Origin of the sequence: Luedemannella flava (assembly GCF_039528515.1) — a bacterium.
In the GTDB taxonomy this organism is placed as follows: domain Bacteria; phylum Actinomycetota; class Actinomycetes; order Mycobacteriales; family Micromonosporaceae; genus Luedemannella; species Luedemannella flava.
In genome coordinates this window covers 112,139-128,472 of sequence record NZ_BAAALT010000003.1, presented here as the reverse complement: position 1 = coordinate 128,472, position 16,334 = coordinate 112,139, and the positions used below count along the sequence as shown (strand labels likewise).

The following is a 16,334-nucleotide window of genomic DNA, read 5'->3' as shown; positions in this document are numbered from 1 at the left end:
TCTCAGGCCGTGGTGGTCGGCTCCGGAGCCGCCGGCTTCGACGCGGGCGGCTCCGTCTCGTCCGGCTCCGGCTCGTCCGGCTCCGGGGCTGCCGCCGGCTCCCCGCGCCCCGTGCCGAGCACGGTGAGCAGCGCGGGCGCCAGCAGGGAGCGGACGATGAACGCGTCGATGAGGATGCCGACGGACAGCGCGAAGGCCAGCTCCTGGAACGGCCGCAGCGGCACGAGAACGAGCAGCCCGAAGCTGATGGCCAGGGTGAACGCCGCGATGCGGATGGCCCGGGCGGACTGCGGCAGGGTGATCGCGAGCGCGTCGGCCAACGGCCGGCCCCGCGCCTCCTTCCACGCCGGCCCCACCCCGAAAATGTTGTAGTCGGACCCCAGCGCGAGCAGCAGCACCGCCACCGCGAACGGCACGTAGAACGTCAGCCCGTCCCCGCCGAGCACGTCCTGGAACAGCCACGTGGTCAGGCCCAGCGTCGCCCCGATGGCCAGCACGCTGCACACGACCAGCGCGACCGGCGCCACGAGCGCCCGCAGGTAGAGCGCGAGGAACAGCAGGTTGGCCAGCAGCGCCGCGAGCGCGATGCGGCCGAGGTCGTGCACCGTCTGGTCGACGACCACCCGGGCGACGGCGGTGTCCCCGCCGAGGCTGGCCCGCACGTCGGTCAGCCCGGCATCCTTGAGCAACGCGGGCAGTCGCTGGTTGAGGCCCGCGAGCGTGTGCACGGCCCGCGCGCCGAGCGGTTCATCATCGAGTACGAGCAGGTAGCGCGCGGCGGTGCCGTCCGGCGCCTGGAACAGCGCCAGCTCCTGCGGGATCGCGTCGTCGCCCGGCCCGACCACGGCGGCCACGCCCGGCTGCTTGCCGAGCGCCGCCTGCAGCGCGCGCAGCTGCTCGGCGCGCGACGCCACGCCGGGCCCCTCCACGAGCACCTCCGTGGGCGACAGGATGCCCTCGACGAAGCCCTTCTCGGCCTGGTCCGCGGCCTTGCGGGTGGCGTGGCTGCCGGGCAGCGCCTCGACGAACGACACCCCGAGCGCGATGTCCCTGAGCGGGTACGCGGCCGCGGCCAGCGCGCCGACGCAGGCGAGCACGACCACGGGCGCGAACCACCGCCGGGTGAGCAGCCAGGCGCCGCGCCCGTTCCCGACCCGCTCGGCCTCGGCGGCCGCGATGTCCGGCGCGGACCGCTTGCGCCGCGACCACAGCGCGGCCGGCCCGAGGATGGCCAGCAGCGCGGGCACGAGCGTCACCGCGACCACCATGCCGGTGAACACGGCCAGCGCCATGCCGGGCCCGAACGCCCGGAACGCCGGCGAGTCGGCGACGATCAGCGCGCCCGTACCGGCCGCCGCCGTGGCGCCGGCCGTCACGATGATCGAGGTGAACCGGGCGGTGGCGCGCTCCGCCGCCGCGAGCCGCCCGGCCCCCTCGGCGAACTCAGCGCGTACTCCGGAGAGGTAGAAGACGACGTAGTCGGTGACGACGCCGAGCAGCAGGGCGACCAGCAGCGGCTGGGTCTCCTGGGGCACCGGCACGCCCAGGCGCTGCGCGACCGCCCCGCCGATGTGCAGGGTCAGCACGATCGCCACGCCGGACACGGCCAGGGCGAGCAGCGGCGCGACGAGTGACCGGAACGCGACGGCGATGATCAGGAACACCGCGACGACGGTGGCCGTCTCCAGCCAGGGCAGCGACGACAGCACCAGGTCGCCCTGCCCGACCCGGGCGGGCACCGAGCCGGTCACCCCGACCACGGCGTCCTCGGGGCCGTAGTGGTCGGCGACGAACTTCTCCGCCGCCTCGACCTGGTCGGCGAGGCTCACGTCCGGCGCGGTGAACAGCAGCGTGATGATCGTCGTGCCGTTCTCGGTGGAGCCGGGGAACAGGCCGCCGACGTTGGTGACCGGCACCGCGGCGAGGACCGGCTTGACGTCGGGGAGCCTGCCCTCGGACACCGCCCGCGCCCGCTCGACCGCCGCCCGCTGCGTCGACAGCGGCAGCCCTTCGGCCTTACGCTGGACGACAGCGACGCGGCTGAGCAGCGGAAACCCGAATTTCTCGAAGGAGCGGATCTCGCTCTGGATCGCTGGGTTGTCCGTGGAGACCAGCTCGTCGAGATCGTGCCCGCCGGCCCCGACGGCCGGCAGATAAACGACCGACGCGGCCGCCGCGACGGCCCAGAAGAGCACGACGAGCCACCGCAGCCGGACGATCACGCGGGCGTAGGCAGCCAACACCCAGCTCGGACGCCACCTGCTGCGCGGAACCGCCCCGTCCATGGCTTGCCCTCCCCCTCGAATCGGTGCCTTCGGGTACCCGAGGGCCCCGACCCGGAAACGGGTTGCGGCCGGACACCGCCGGTGATGGACTCGCAACCTCAGAGAGGAGCACGAAGATGCGAGCTGTCATGTCCTTCCCACTGGTATCGGCCTACGCAGAGGACATGACGTGTCGTGACCATCGTGAACCTGGGCATCCTGGCGCATGTCGACGCCGGTAAGACGAGCCTGACCGAGCGGCTGCTGCACGCCGCCGGCGTTATCGACGAAGTCGGTAGCGTCGATGCGGGCAGCACCCAGACCGACACGCTCGAGCTGGAGCGTCGGCGCGGCATCACCATCAGGGCCGCCGTCGTCTCGTTCGCCATCGGCGACGTGACGGTCAACCTCATCGACACCCCGGGTCACCCGGACTTCATCGCCGAGGTGGAGCGCTCGTTGGGCGTACTCGACGGGGTTGTCCTTGTCGTGTCGGCGGTGGAGGGCGTGCAGGCGCAGACGCGTGTCCTCATGCGGGCGCTGCGCCGACTGCGCATCCCGACGCTGCTGTTCATCAACAAGATCGACCGACGGGGCGCGGACCCGGACCGGGTGCTGGCCGACATCGCCCGCCGCCTGACGCCCGACATCGTGGCGATGGGCGCGGTCCGCGACGCGTCCTACCGCCCGTTCGGCCCGTCGGACAGCGCGTTCACCGATCGGCTGGTGGACCTGCTCACCGAGCACGACGACGCCCTGCTCGCGGACTGCGTGAACCACCCTCCCGGGTACGCGCGGCTGCGCGCCGAACTGGCGGCCCAGACGGCCCGGGGCCTGGTGCACCCGGTGTTCGCCGGCTCGGCCGTCACCGGCGCGGGGGTCGAGACCCTCATGTCCGGCATCGCGGAACTGCTCCCGCCCGCGACGGCCGACGGGCCGCTGCGCGGCACCGTGTTCAAGGTGGAGCGCGGCCCGGCCGGCGAGAAGATCGCCTACGTGCGGATGTTCGCCGGCACGGTCCGGGTACGCGACCGGCTCACGCTGCCCGACGGCAGCGCGGCGAAGGTCACCGCGCTGTCGGTGGTGGGCGCCGGGCCGCGCGACAGCGTCACCGCGGGCGAGATCGCCACGGTGCGCGGCCTGGCCGGCATCCGCGTCGGCGACGCCATCGGTTCGGCCGGCGACCTGTCACCGCAGTTCGCGCCGCCGAGCCTGGAGACCGTCATCGTGCCGCGCCGGGCGACGGACCTGGGCGCGCTGCACGCCGCGCTGACCGACCTCGCCGAACAGGACCCGCTGATCAACCTGCGCCAGGACGACACCCGGCACGAGATAGCCGTGTCGCTGTACGGCGAGGTGCAGAAGGAGGTCATCCAGGCCACCCTCGCCGAGGAGTACGGCCTGGAGGTGTCGTTCCAGGAGACGACCACGGTGTGCGTCGAGCGCCCGGTCGGCACGGGTGCCTCGGTCGACCCCATCGGTGCCGACGGCAACCCGTTCCGGGCCGGTGTGGGGCTGAGCGTCTCGCCGCTGCCGGCCGGGTCCGGCGTCACGTTCGGGCTGGACATCGAGCTGGGCTCACTGCCGATGGCGTTCATCCGCGCGGTGGAGCAGAGCGCGCGCCGCACCCTGCGCCAGGGTCTGCGCGGCTGGCAGGTCACGGACTGCGCGGTGGTGCTGACCCACTCCGGGTACGTCCCACCTCCGCCGTACGGGTGGAGTTCGGTCTCCAGTTCGGCCAGCGACTTCCGGTGGCTGACCCCGCTGGTGCTCATGGCGGCGCTGCGGGCCGCCGGGACGCGGGTGTGCGAGCCGGTACACCGGTTCGAGGCCGAGATCCCGGCGGACACGATCGGCGTCGTGCTGCCCGCGCTCGCCCGGCTGGGCGCGGTCGCGTACGAGCACGAGGCGCGCGGCGCCGTTCTGCGCCTGGACGGCGAGCTGCCCGCCGCTTCAGTCCACGAGCTGCGCCGACGCCTGCCCGCCCTGACCCGCGGCGAGGCCGCCCTGGACACCACCTTCGACCACTACCGCCCGGTCCAGGGCTCCCCGCCGACCCGTCCCCGTACGGACGCCAACCCCCTCGACCGCAGGCACTACCTGCTCCACGTCCGTCGCGGTGCCTCACCCGGAGGGCTCGGTCAGGCGACCGTCCCACCGGAATGAACCTCATCCGCCGGTGGTGCCCGCACCGGCTGGGGGCGCGACCATTCGGTGAACGCGATGTCGGCGGCGGGACCGTTGATCCAACTGGCCACGAGTCGGTGCGGCAGGCTCCCCTCGTCCAGGTAGGCCACGAACTGCACGCCCATCACCGAGTCGCGGAGGCGCGCCTGCTGTGCCTGGGACATCGTGGCGAGCAGGTCCTCGACGGACCCCTTGGCCCGGGCGCCACGGACCGGCACCCCGTCCGGCGCCGTGGTCGACCCGGGGTTGTAGGTCAGCTCGCGCATGAGGCGCTCGTCCGCGATGTAACCGAGGAAGCCGGCGATCTGGTCCAGCAGCGCCCATCTCCACTGCCCGGCGTCGGGCAGTTTCTGGTGGAGCGGTATGGCCACCCAGGTCCTGCCCGCGGGCAGCGTGAAGTAGTCGGCGACGTACATGGTTCCGTCGACGAGGCGGATGCGCGCCGGCGCCTGGGTCCCCTGGTAGGTCGCGTCGATCGTGCCGGACAGGTCGGCATTAACGCCGGTGGCGGTGAACTCGACCGTTCCCGTCAGCCTGTTGCCCTCGCGGTTGCGACTCTCCATGGCAAGGGTCACGGTCGCGGTCCGGTGGCTCTTCACGGTGTCCACGACGGTACGACCGAGGGTCGGTTCGGCCTGGGTGGGCGGCGTGGGAGTGGGCGCTGGCGTGCAGCCGGCGAGCGCGGCCAGTCCGATCGCGGCCGCCATGAGCTTTCGAGCAATCACATCCGGCAAGGTACGCGGTCGCGTCGGTTGATGAACGCCGTTATTCGGAAACCACCCACCACGCTCGATCAGGTCGCGCGGCCGCAGCATTTCTTGTACTTGGCGCCGGACCCGCACCAGCAGGGGGCGTTGCGGCCGGGGGGCCAGGCGATGTCCAGCTGGCGGGGAAGGGTGTCCAGGTAGGCGGTCTTCACCTGCGGGTCCGTCGGGTCCTCGCCCGTCTCCTCGGCGTACTCGAGCAGGCCCGCCACGGTGGCCGGCACCGCGCTGATCGACGGGACGCCGCTGTCGGCGAGTTCGCGCCAGCCCCGCTCCGCCGCCGGGTAGTGCTCCTCGTCCGGCGCGTCGTAGATCTCCGGCCAGGTCTTCACGGCCAGCGCCCGCTCCGAACGCTGAAAGACGAGCATGCGGACCCGCCCCGGCGCCGCGCCGGCCGGCTCGTCCACGTCGAACAGGCGGGCGTCGGGCTCCGGCAGATCGGGCACCATCCCGTCGGTGGCGTCGGCCGGGAGTCCGAGCTGGCTGCGCACCTTACTGCGCCCCCGCACCAGCGAGGCCGCGAGCTGTCGCCAGCCGTCCGGGCCGGTCAGCGCCTCCATGTCCGCCGGCGCCATCCGGGCGACGCCCCGGTCGTACCACCGCAGCGCAGCCGCCAGGTCGCCGTGCTCCGCGAGCAGCTCGGCGGCGAACTCGCAGTGGCCCACGTGCAGGGCGGGGTCGCGGGCCAGGGCCGCCAGGTGCGCGTCCGCCTCGTCGCGCGCGCCGCGATCCAGGGCCATCTCGGCGAGGTCTATCCGGGCGAAGCAGCCGTCGTCGCCGCCATCCGCCAGCACCTCGGCCAACACCTCGAGCGCCCGCTCCGGCCGGCCCGCCGCGCGCCAGGCGCCGGCCGCCTCGAGCAGGATCTCGCCGCGCTGCTCGGGGTATTCCCGCGCTTCGGCCTCGAGCGCCGCCGCTTCCCGCACCGTCTTCCGCACGTCAAGAACGTACCCGCTGGCGGGAACCGGGGCGACGCGACGCGACGAGGTCACCCATGTCATTGCAACAAATCTGCACGTTCTTTTTATTGACTCTCGTCAGTATTTCTCCCTACCGTCTTGGAAAGCGCTTTCCGACGTAGAGAGAGGTCCTACCGTGCAGACAGCGCAACCCGTCCCCCTCCGCCGGCCGGGAAGGCGAACGCGCATCGCGCTCGCGGCCGGTGTCAGCGCCGCAGCCGTGGCGCTGGCCTTCGTCATCACCGCCCCGGCCAGCGCGGCCACCCTGTTCTCGGACGACTTCAGCGACGGCAACGCCAACGGCTGGACGACCTCCGGCGGCAGCTGGTCGGCCTCCTCCGGCGCGTACGTCCAGACCAGCGGCAGCGCCAGCGCCAAGGCGCTGGCCGGGTCCACGTCGTGGACCACGGTCACGGTGTCGGCAGCCGTGCGGCCCACCACCTTCGGCAGCTCCACCTCGCGCGGCATCGGCGTCGCCGCACGCGCCCAGAGCACGTCGAACTTCTACGCGCTCGTGCTCACCCCCACCGCCGTGCAGATCCGCAAGGGAGCGACCACCACGCTCGCCTCGGCGGCCTTCGCGGCGACCACCGGCACGACCTACACCCTGTCGTTGAGCGCGACCGGCAGCTCGCTGGTCGGCTCGGTCAACGGCACCCCGGTCGTGTCCGCCTCGGACAGCTCGTACGCCGCGGGGCGCGCGGGCCTGCTGTCCAACTACGCCGCGGGTACGTTCGACAACGTCGTGGTCAGCGACGTGGGCGGCCCGACCCCGACCAGCGCGGCGCCGACGAGCGCGGCGCCCACCTCGTCGACGCCGACCAGCCGGCCGCCGACGAGCGCCCCGCCCACCTCCGCACCGCCGACGTCACAGCCGCCGGTGCCCACCGGACTCGTCGGCTGGGCGTCGCAGGCCGGCGGCACCACCGGCGGCGCCGGCGGCAGCACGGTCACGGTGACGACCTGGGCCGACTTCCGGACCCAGGCGCAGGCGGCGGGCGCGCGGACGATCCTGGTCAGCGGCATGCTCGCCGGCTCGGGCACGGTGGAGGTCACGGCTAACAAGACGATCCGGGGCGTCGGCGCGAGCTCGGGTCTGTCCGGCACGACCCTCAACATCGAGGACATGTCGCCGGCCAACGTGATCATCCAGAACCTGAACATCCGCGGCGTGCCCGGCACGGACGCGATCCAGATCGAGAACGCTGACCACATCTGGATCGACCACAACACCATGTGGAGCACCATCGAGAGCGACGTCGACTTCTACGACGGCATGATCGACATCACCCACGCGGGTGACTACATCACGGTCTCGTGGAACATCATCCGCGACCACTGGAAGACCTCGCTCGTCGGCCACTCCGACGGCAACTCCGGCGAGGACACCGGACACCTGCGGATCACGTACCACCACAACTGGTTCGACCGCACCTTCGAGCGCAGCCCCCGGGTCCGCTTCGGCGAGACCGTCCACGTGTTCAACAACTACTACACCAACATCAACAACAACACCTCGTCGTACGCGATCGCGTCCACGATGAACGCCGGGGTGCTCGTCGAGGGCAACGTCTTCGAGAACGTGCAGCAGGCGTGCTGGTCCGCGAGCGGGTACGCGGACTCCGACCCGGGCCGGCTGGTGGCGCGCGACAACGCGCTGACCAACTCCGGGCCGTGCGAGACCAACGGCTCGGTGGCCGCGGTCCCGTACAGCTACACCGCGCAGAACTCGGGCACCGTCAAGGCGACGGTGACCGCCCAGGCGGGCGTCGGCAAGATCTGATCCGGTCGGTGCGCGGCCGCCCCGATTGATGGGGCGGCCGCGTCGCTGTCGTTACGGCACCCAGGGCGCCGCGATGTACCAGGTGCTGTCCTGCGCCCACGCGGTCGCGGTCTGGGCGGTGCCGGCAGCGCCGGCACTGTTGGAGATCCAGACATCGGCGTTGTAGTGGCGGATGTATTGACATCCTCCGCCGTCGAGCGGGTCGCTCGCCGACGTTGCCGGGGATCTGGCTGTTGGACCAGATCGAGTTGGTGGGAACCCACGTCGCGTACGGCACGGGGTCGTCGAAGGTCAGCGTGCCCCGGAGACCGGCTCGCCGGCGGCGGTCGACGACCCGGTGATGCTGTCGCCGCAGGCGGCGGCAGCGGTCGCCAGGACGGCCAAGGCCAGCCCACTGGCCGGCAGTTTGCGCGTGCGGACATGTCTCATCGAGGCGGTTGCCCTCAAGGGGAAGGTCCAAGAGCAGTCGATTGAACCTATCCGGTAAATATGGTATTAGATGGTCCACTCAGCGACCACGATCCTTACCGACATTCCCGTCCGGACCAGCTCTGACCAGCGCCGACTCGTTGTACCGCCGGTGGATCACGCAATCGGTCGGCTTCGGCGCACCGTGATGATGAGACGCTGATCGAGCGCGCCGCGCCGCCGGTCACGCCGTTACCCTGGCCGTGACCTCCTCCACCTCGATGACCAGGCCGGGGCAGGAACAGGCCGCTTACCTGAACCGCCGCGCTCGGGTGGGCGGTGTGCCTGGGAAGAACCAGCGTCGGACGGCGCCGAACGCCGGACAACGTCCTCGAACGTCGCGCCGGGCGCCGCAAGAAGCCAGTCGACCAGCTCGAAACCGGCTGACTTGCGTCGCCGCAATGGCCGACGTCACCTCGATGGCGACCGGTTAGCTTGACCCCCTCTGCACCGAATACCGCTACGCCGAATCCACAGGTCGTCTGGACGGCCTCTACCGCCGCCGGGCCCCGCCGATAGTAACCGCATCCACAAAGGACAGTGGCGACGATGACACGGATTCACCCCACTCGCGCAGACTACGTTCGGCAAAGGTGACACCGGAGGTAACAACGTCCAGCAACGGATCCAGGAGGTCAGGTACCCAACTAGGCTCGATATTCTGCTCGACACGTCTGAGCAGCCCTCGGTGTGCCAGTCTTAACAGCTCAGCGCTGAGGTGCAGAACCGATCGACCGCCGCAGGTCGCCCCCAACCCCTTGATCGGGACCTCACTAGTGAGATCTCTAAGATGCTCCACCGTGACGCATGAAAGCAACTCCAACGCCTCCGCCAGCGAGCGATCGTCGTACGCCAGACCCGCCCAAAACGCGGGTGCGGCGGAGAACATTGGCCATGGCAGGGCGTCAAAGGCCCGTGTCTCAAGCGTCTTTCGAACCCGGACGTGTGGCCAGACTTGCGAAAGATGGCACTCCCAGTCAAACAGGTCGGGACGGGAGCCATCGTCGAAGCCGTTGAGCAGGATCTGGGAGAACGCCACGGGGGGCACCGTCGTCGTCCGCCCGGCGTGAACTCGGTAAATCATCGGCAGTTGCAGCGCCCAATCGACCAAGTCACCTCCGGGCGCCGCTGATCGGACGCCAAAGGGCAAAACGCCGCATCTCGCGGGATCTACGCGCTGCCAGCAGTGAAGTCGCCGGGACAAGACTCCCGTCACCGCGCCCGCCTCAAACGGTGAATTGACAAACGCTGCCGCAAGGATAGGTGAAGCGAGGACAAGTAGCGAGAGCTTCGAAGCAAGGTCCTCCTCCGAAAAATAATCAAGAGTGGTCTGTATTGAAAGCGTTAGACCCATCACGCTTTCAGCCAGAGATCCGGCGATGCCGAGCTCCCGAAAATAGTTGCGCATGATCTCAACTCTGGCTTTCGGAATCCACGGTATGCGGTCGACCGGGGTAACGGGGAGCATGCCCGTTGCCAGGAGAGCCAGCCCGATTCGATCAGCGACCCTTGCGGCATGACCTATATCGCGAACCGCGGATGGGATCAGGGCACCAAGCGAAGAAAAAGCTGCAGAGGAATACTCAAGTGCGCCACCCAATTCGAGTGAGAAGCGCGCTCCCGTAGGTAACGCGACACCCATCAGGTGCCCCTCGTCCACGTAGGGAGTGCCAGCAAGTTCGGAACTAATACACTCGAGAAGCCGGCGGGTTCCCAGCTCTCCGTGATACGCAGCGCTCAGGCCCGTTTGCCGATCGACGACTCCGCACTCGACCTCGATCCCGACGCGCGCTGATCCAGATTGCGAACCCGAAAAGTAGCGCGTGAGTTCGTCTCGCGTCAATCCTGATCGAGACTCCATGTCACTCCTTGCTACAACTATACATCCGTAGAGATACGATCAACGGGGCGTGAGGCGATACGTGGCCGCCTGAACAACGATTGCGGCAGCCAGCCAGTAGATGGGGATTTCACCGACTAGCGTCCAGACAACCGATGTGGTAATCAGGCCGGCCGGATAGACATACCTATTTGACCCGACGTAGCCAAGTAGAACCGGAATAGACCGCACACCCTCGCGGGCGTCCTTTGCAGCATCCCGCACGTCACCGAGAAGGTTTCGAATGGCTGTCAGCACAAACACTAACGCTAGCATTCCCGCAGTAACGGATGCCCCCAAAATCAGCATCGCCTTCAACGCACCATTAAGTACCGGGGATACGGCAGCGATGGGCCTGAATCGCTTTTTAAGCGAATAGAAGCAGGCGCAGGCCAGAAAGATCAAAACCGTCAAATCATGCCACAACAGAACCACGAGGAGCCACGGCACAGCCCACATGTACCAGGGCCATAGTGCCCTCCCGCGGTCACGATGGCGCCATTCAAGGTGAATGAGAAATCCGAACCACAGCAGGCTGGCCAGCACAGCATGGATGATGCCGCTACGAACCGCGCCGAACAGCAGTAACAGATCGACGTATGAATACATTCGCAACTGGCCGAAATAGTTCAGTACGGCCCTATCGGTGCGAGCCCGGCGAACGTCTTGGTCTTCCATTGAAGGAACTCCCGGCGATCCGGCGTTACGTCAGTGTGGTGTCCGTTTTCGACCGTCGATAGCAAATTCACCTGCAATGTCGCTGAGATATCTGCCATTACGCGCCACCCGCCGTCGTATCGCACCATTGGCAGCACCCCTCATCGCCGAGATGAGGCCGAAGATTGCCTCCGCGTCCGCCGTGGCCGCAAAGTATGGGGCCAATGTGGCAATTAGCTCGTCAAAGAGCTGCCAGAAACCTACTCGCAGTCCGGACACCGGCGAACGAAGAATTGTTTCGGTTCCATAGCGGGCGGCCCGCCAGATCTCGAGTCGTAGCTCGTCGGTGTCCAGCGTGACCGGAACATTAGTGGCACCGGGTGCAAGCGCCGCGTCGACGAGCGCGGCAGCAATAGATGCGTAGAGTAGAACCGCCGAGACGTCCTGCTGGCTGTCCGCAATGCGGATCTCCACGGTTGAATAATGCGGTGCTGGCCGAACCCACCAATAAACGGTTTGCGGATTGAACGCGACACCGTGCGCATTCAGCGATTCCAGCGCAAGAGCGTAGTCTAGGTCAGAATTCATCGGAGGCGGCGGTGTAATGGTCGGCCATCGAGACAACAGCACTGTCCGCCAACTCGCGTAGCCAGTATCTGTCCCCTCGTAAAAAGGTGAGTTAGCGGTGAGACATGCAAGCGCCGGCAGCCACGGCCTTATGTACGAGCACGCGCGTGCCGCCGCAGCTAGATTCGGCACTGCGACGTGAACATGGGTTCCACACGTGCCCTGCTCATTGATAAGGTTTCCGAACCTACGGTGCAGAACGGCGTATCGCTCACCGACAGAAATCGGAGGCGGACCCGCCCGGTCGAGCGGTGGCGTCCCCGACGCTAGTAGGCGGCAACCCAACTTCGCCGCAGCGTCGACAGCGTACTGCCGGAGTTCGGCTATCGCCACCCCGAGTTCTTCTACCGAACGACAGATGGGCGTAGCCAACTCAACCTGCAGTGGGGTTAATTCGAGCTTAATAAACTGACGCATGTGCGGCGGAAGTGCGTCGATTATACTCGGGGCGAGCGGAGCAACATGGAGAGTATTTGTATCGACCACGAAGAACTCTTCTTCGACTCCTAGCTGCCACCCCAAGAGCCAGCCCCCCGGATTGGTCGATGACTCCACCGATGACTAGAGGACAACACGGTAATGTACGGACATCGAGAATATCTCTGCGATTCGCTCTTGTCAATTCCTGAATTTGAAGTGCACTTCAATCAGGAAGAACTGAGCCTGGCAGCTCGCTCTTTTGCCATCCGGACGGCGATCTCATAGTGCGGAAGGAACGTACTACTGACGTCAGGCGGATAGGTCCGCTGACGATACTGGCGCTCCGCCGTAATCGCTTCCTCGAGCGAGATCCAGGCGCGCGACATGAGAGAGGACATCGTCGCGAGAATGGTGTCTGACGGGATCAGTTCGTTGGCAATCAGGACGCCGAGATGCTCAAAGAAGTAGCAAACCGAGTATGCGCTCTTCTTGACCGGGTCAGGTAGTGATTCGAAACCCTTGTCGAGCTTCAAATCCTTTGGACAGCTGAGGACCGCGTTCAGGTGTGCGAGAAATTCTGGTTCGCGAACCTGGCGGTACAAATCTGCAACGACTTGCACCTCGGTCGCAGTTGTCGAAATCCGGACATCACGGCTGGTGTGCCACCATGTTCGCGCAAGCGCGATTCCCGCCAGAAGAACGGACAGCAGCGAAAAAGCTAAGGTGAGACTATTGCCGTCCATCGCTGACCTCGTTCCAGCTTGACTAGGTCGCCTACATTAGCTGGCAATAGCAGACGCGACCATTGGCCGAATGTACGGTCCGACCGTGGAGAAGTTCACGGGAAGCTACCCAGACACTCGCGAGCACCTGGGCCGGCCGATCGACGCGCGTGGCGCGCGGTCATCACGTCCCGGTTTGGGGGAGTAGAGGTCACCGTCACATTGATCTTGATCTAATAGATGATGCCGGTGACGCACGCAATCTGAGACGCCATCGGTTCAACTGGCCGTGTATACGAGTTCGCCCTGCATGTAGGTGCGCGCGACGCGGGTCGCGCCGATCTCGTCCGCAGGGTGGTCGAACGGGTCGCGGTCGAGGACCGTGAGGTCGGCGTCCTTGCCGACCTCGATCGTCCCGGTCTCGTGCTCGAGGTGGTTCACGTACGCGCTGCCGGCCGTGTACGCGGTGAGCACGGTGGCGAGGTCGAGCGCCTGCCCCGGCAGGAACGGCGGCCGGGATTGCCCGGGCAGCGCCCGGTTGACCGCGACGTGCGCGCCCCAGAGCGGGTCGGGGCTGCTCACCGGCCAGTCGCTGCCGGCGGCCAGACGCACCCCGGCGCGCCACAGGTCACCGAACGGGTACTGCCGGGCAGCGAGCCGCCCGCCCAGGAACGGGATGGTCAGCTCGTCCATCTGCGGCTCGTGGCAGGCCCACAGCGGCTGGATGTTGGCCACGGCGCCGAGCGCGGCGAACCGGCGCACGTCGTCGGGGTGCACGACCTGCAGGTGCGCGAGGTGGTGGCGCCGGTCGCCGGGGCCGTTGGCGTCCCGGGCGGCCTCGACCGCGTCGAGCGCCTCGCGCACCGCCCGGTCGCCGAGTGCGTGGAAGTGGACCTGGAAGCCCTCGGCGTCCAGCCGCGTGACGTGCTCGCGCAGGGCCGCCGGCTCGACGAAGCTCAGCCCCGCGTTGGCGGTCACGCACCCGCACGCGTCCCGGTACGGCTCGGTGAGGGCGGCGGTGAAGTTCTCGACGATCCCGTCCTGCATGATCTTGATGCTGGTCGCCGCGAAGCGACCCGCACGCCCGCCGGCCCGGCGCTCGATCAGCTCCGGGATCTGCTCCGCGCCGCGCTCCCGGTCCCACCACAGCGCGCCCACCACGCGGGCCCGCAGCGCGCCGGACGCACCCGCCCGCAGATACGCCGCGTACGGGTCGGGAAAGCCGTTGAACCCGCCGCCGACGATGGCGTCCTGCCAGGCGGTGACGCCGTGCGAGAACAGGCGCTCCTGGGCGGCGAGCAGACCGGCGTCGAGGTCGGCCTCGGACGGCGCCGGCACGAGCCGGCCGACCAACGACATGGCGCCCTCGTGCAGCGTGCCCGACGGGTCGCCGTGCTCGTCGCGTTCGACGCGGCCGTCGGGCGGATCCGGAGTGGACCGGTCGACACCGGCCAGCTCCAGCGCGCGGCTGTTGACCCAGCTGCTGTGCGCGTCCTGGCAGGGCAGCACGACCGGCCGGTCCGCGACGACGGCGTCCAGTAGGTGCCGCGACGGCGTACCGCCCGGGAACGACGCCAGCGACCAGCCGCCGCCGGTGATCCACTCCAGGTCGGGACGCGCCCGCGCGTACCGCGCGATCTCGGCGAGGTACTCGTCGGGTGTGGACAGGGCGCGCAGGTCGCACTCGAGCATCGCGTGGCCGGCGCAGACCGGATGCGCGTGCGCGTCCTGGAAGCCCGGCATGAGCAGGCCGCCGGCCAGATCGACCACGTCGGCGCCGGGCCCGGCGGCGGCGAGGACGTCGGCCGGCTCCCCCACCGACACGATCCGCCCGTCGCGCACCCCGACCGCACCGGGCCGGGACCGCCGGCCGTGTCCGGTGAAGACAGAACCGTTGACGAACACCGTCATCGGGTGCACGGTTGGCTCCGTACCGTCCTGGGCTGGTAGTTCGCGTCGACCGTGACCAGGCGCGCCGACCACGCGGAGACCCGGCCGCAGCTGACCTCCATCGGCCCGTACCCCCAGGAGTCTTTGACAATCATGAGGTTACTGACCTTGCCGGGCGTGCCGAGCCGGAACGGGTAACCGCCACCCTTGACCAGCAGGCCGTCGATCGTCACCGACGTGTTGCCCTGGCCGTCCGGGTAGAAGAACGCCGCCGTGCCCCCGCACGCGCCCGTCTCGACGAAGTCGACGGTGAGGTTCCTGACGGTGAGCGCGGGGCCGTCGTAGCCCTGGACGCCGTCGCCGTGCCAGTCACCGCACGGCTGCGGCGGGACGATGCGGGCGAACGAGCTCTCGATGACGACCTTCCCGCAGCCGACGTTGCGGCCGCCGACACGGAACCCCTCCTCGCGGTTAGTGATCTTTACGCGGCGGGCGGTGTAGCCGCCCGGCCCGATGACCCCGCTGGTCCCGCCGTTGGACCGGTCCTGGCCGACCGGGGGTGTGACCGAGGTGTCCTCGATGACCAGGCCGTTGTTGCACCGGCCGTTCACGTCGTTGGTGATCTGGCCGCCCGCCACCTGGGTGCGGCGGATCGTCACGTTGGCGGCGGCCACGATGACGGAGCCCTTGACCAGGTAGTCCTCGACGACCTGGCCCGATTTGCGGACGGTCAGGTCGCCGTTGACGGTGCGCTTCGGGGACCAGCCCACCGGCACGCCCGTGTTGCCCGGATAGGGCGACATCGCGGGACGGGTCGGCGTCGGCTTCGCCGTCGGACCGGTGGTGGGCCTGGTCGGTTGCGTCGACGCGGAGTTGGCCGTGGCCGGCGGGCTCGCGTTCGCGTGGTCGTCCGGCCCGTCGTCGGACAGCGTCAGCGCCACGCCGGCGATCAGGGCCGCCACAGTCATCGTGGCGCCGACGACGAGCAGAACGGGCGAACGTCGACCGCGCGTCGCTGCCACGGGGGACACCTCCAGGGCCAGATCTTCGGGAGGGGTGATCGTAGCGGCTCTGGCGGCCGGAACAGGCCCATCGACCCCGGGCAATCGCAAATCATCCGACAGCCCGGAGCCCGGCGGCGTCGATAAAATCCAACCGCTGCCGCAGAGCCTCGCGGCCGCCCTGCTCCACGCAATTCGTGAATCTGTTCGCCAAGGGTGGTCGATCGTGCGGGTCTGGGAGGTGGCGTGCTGGTCAGCGACGTCATGACGGCGTTTCCGGCGTACGTCCGGCTGGGCGCGACGATCCGGCGGGCCGCCGAGATGGTCAGCGTCTCCGAGGTCGGGCACCTGATGGTCCTCGACCACGACGGCCGGTTCGTCGGGTCACTGTCCGAAGAGGACCTCGTCCGGGCGATGCTGCCCGGCTTCGACGACGTGACCGCCGGCGGCGGGACGCTCGCCGACGCGTTCCGGATCTTCCTGGAGCGGGGCCGATCGCTCGCCGAGCGCCCGGTCGACCCGCTCGTCGCGCGCGACGTGGCGACGGTCCGGTCGACGGACGAGCTCGCCCGGGCGGCGGTGGTGATGCTCGACCGGGGGCTGCGCAGGCTTGCGGTGGTCGACGACGGCACGCTCGTGGGCACGCTGTCCCGGGCCGATCTGTGCCGAGCGGTGATCTACCATTCCTGACGTCCGGCTGGTCATCATCGATC

12 protein-coding genes are annotated in these 16,334 nt (G+C 68.7%); 3 read left to right on the top strand and 9 right to left on the bottom strand.

Annotated features, from left to right (window positions below):
- Window positions 1-2 precede the first annotated feature (2 nt).
- On the bottom strand, window positions 3-2,285 hold the full coding sequence (locus ABD211_RS00980) for an MMPL family transporter (protein ID WP_344125155.1): 2,283 nt from the start codon (window positions 2,283-2,285) through the stop codon (window positions 3-5).
- Window positions 2,286-2,459: 174 nt separating this feature from the next.
- Between ABD211_RS00980 and ABD211_RS00975 the strand changes: the two genes are divergently transcribed.
- Window positions 2,460-4,430, top strand: coding sequence for a GTP-binding protein (locus ABD211_RS00975; RefSeq protein ID WP_344125153.1), 1,971 nt, complete (start codon window positions 2,460-2,462; stop codon window positions 4,428-4,430).
- On the opposite strand, the gene ABD211_RS00970 is transcribed toward ABD211_RS00975, so the two are convergent.
- Both ABD211_RS00970 and ABD211_RS00965 read right to left on the bottom strand, forming a co-directional pair.
- Window positions 4,406-5,176 (bottom strand): hypothetical protein, encoded by a 771-nt coding sequence (locus tag ABD211_RS00970; protein ID WP_344125151.1) that lies wholly within the window; start codon window positions 5,174-5,176, stop codon window positions 4,406-4,408. The genes ABD211_RS00975 and ABD211_RS00970 overlap by 25 nt on opposite strands.
- Window positions 5,177-5,244: 68 nt before the next feature.
- Window positions 5,245-6,153, bottom strand: coding sequence for an SEC-C domain-containing protein (locus ABD211_RS00965; RefSeq protein WP_344125149.1), 909 nt, complete (start codon window positions 6,151-6,153; stop codon window positions 5,245-5,247).
- Window positions 6,154-6,310: 157 nt separating this feature from the next.
- On the opposite strand from ABD211_RS00965, the gene ABD211_RS00960 reads away from it, so the two are divergent.
- Entirely contained in the window at window positions 6,311-7,957 is a 1,647-nt protein-coding gene (locus tag ABD211_RS00960) for a pectate lyase family protein (protein WP_344125147.1), read from the top strand.
- A gap of 961 nt (window positions 7,958-8,918) precedes the next feature.
- On the opposite strand, the gene ABD211_RS00955 is transcribed toward ABD211_RS00960, so the two are convergent.
- The 6 genes from ABD211_RS00955 to ABD211_RS00930 form a co-directional block, all read right to left on the bottom strand.
- The gene (locus tag ABD211_RS00955; RefSeq protein ID WP_486336254.1) at window positions 8,919-10,286 is read right to left on the bottom strand and encodes a glutamate-cysteine ligase family protein; all 1,368 of its coding nucleotides are present in this window, start codon (window positions 10,284-10,286) and stop codon (window positions 8,919-8,921) included.
- Between the two features lie 39 nt (window positions 10,287-10,325).
- Entirely contained in the window at window positions 10,326-10,982 is a 657-nt protein-coding gene (locus tag ABD211_RS00950; RefSeq protein WP_344125145.1) for a UbiA prenyltransferase family protein, read from the bottom strand.
- A 30-nt stretch (window positions 10,983-11,012) separates the two neighbouring features.
- Window positions 11,013-12,143, bottom strand: a complete 1,131-nt coding sequence (locus ABD211_RS00945; protein ID WP_344125143.1) for a carboxylate-amine ligase — start codon at window positions 12,141-12,143, stop codon at window positions 11,013-11,015.
- Window positions 12,144-12,235: 92 nt separating this feature from the next.
- Window positions 12,236-12,751, bottom strand: a complete 516-nt coding sequence (locus ABD211_RS00940; protein WP_344125141.1) for a hypothetical protein — start codon at window positions 12,749-12,751, stop codon at window positions 12,236-12,238.
- 258 nt (window positions 12,752-13,009) lie between these two features.
- A complete protein-coding gene (locus ABD211_RS00935) occupies window positions 13,010-14,641 on the bottom strand; it encodes an amidohydrolase (protein WP_344125138.1) in 1,632 nt (543 codons plus the stop codon).
- On the bottom strand, window positions 14,638-15,642 hold the full coding sequence (locus ABD211_RS00930; RefSeq protein ID WP_344125136.1) for a hypothetical protein: 1,005 nt from the start codon (window positions 15,640-15,642) through the stop codon (window positions 14,638-14,640). The genes ABD211_RS00935 and ABD211_RS00930 overlap by 4 nt, the downstream gene beginning before the upstream one ends.
- A gap of 225 nt (window positions 15,643-15,867) precedes the next feature.
- On the opposite strand from ABD211_RS00930, the gene ABD211_RS00925 reads away from it, so the two are divergent.
- On the top strand, window positions 15,868-16,311 hold the full coding sequence (locus tag ABD211_RS00925) for a CBS domain-containing protein (RefSeq protein ID WP_344125134.1): 444 nt from the start codon (window positions 15,868-15,870) through the stop codon (window positions 16,309-16,311).
- Window positions 16,312-16,334 lie beyond the last annotated feature (23 nt).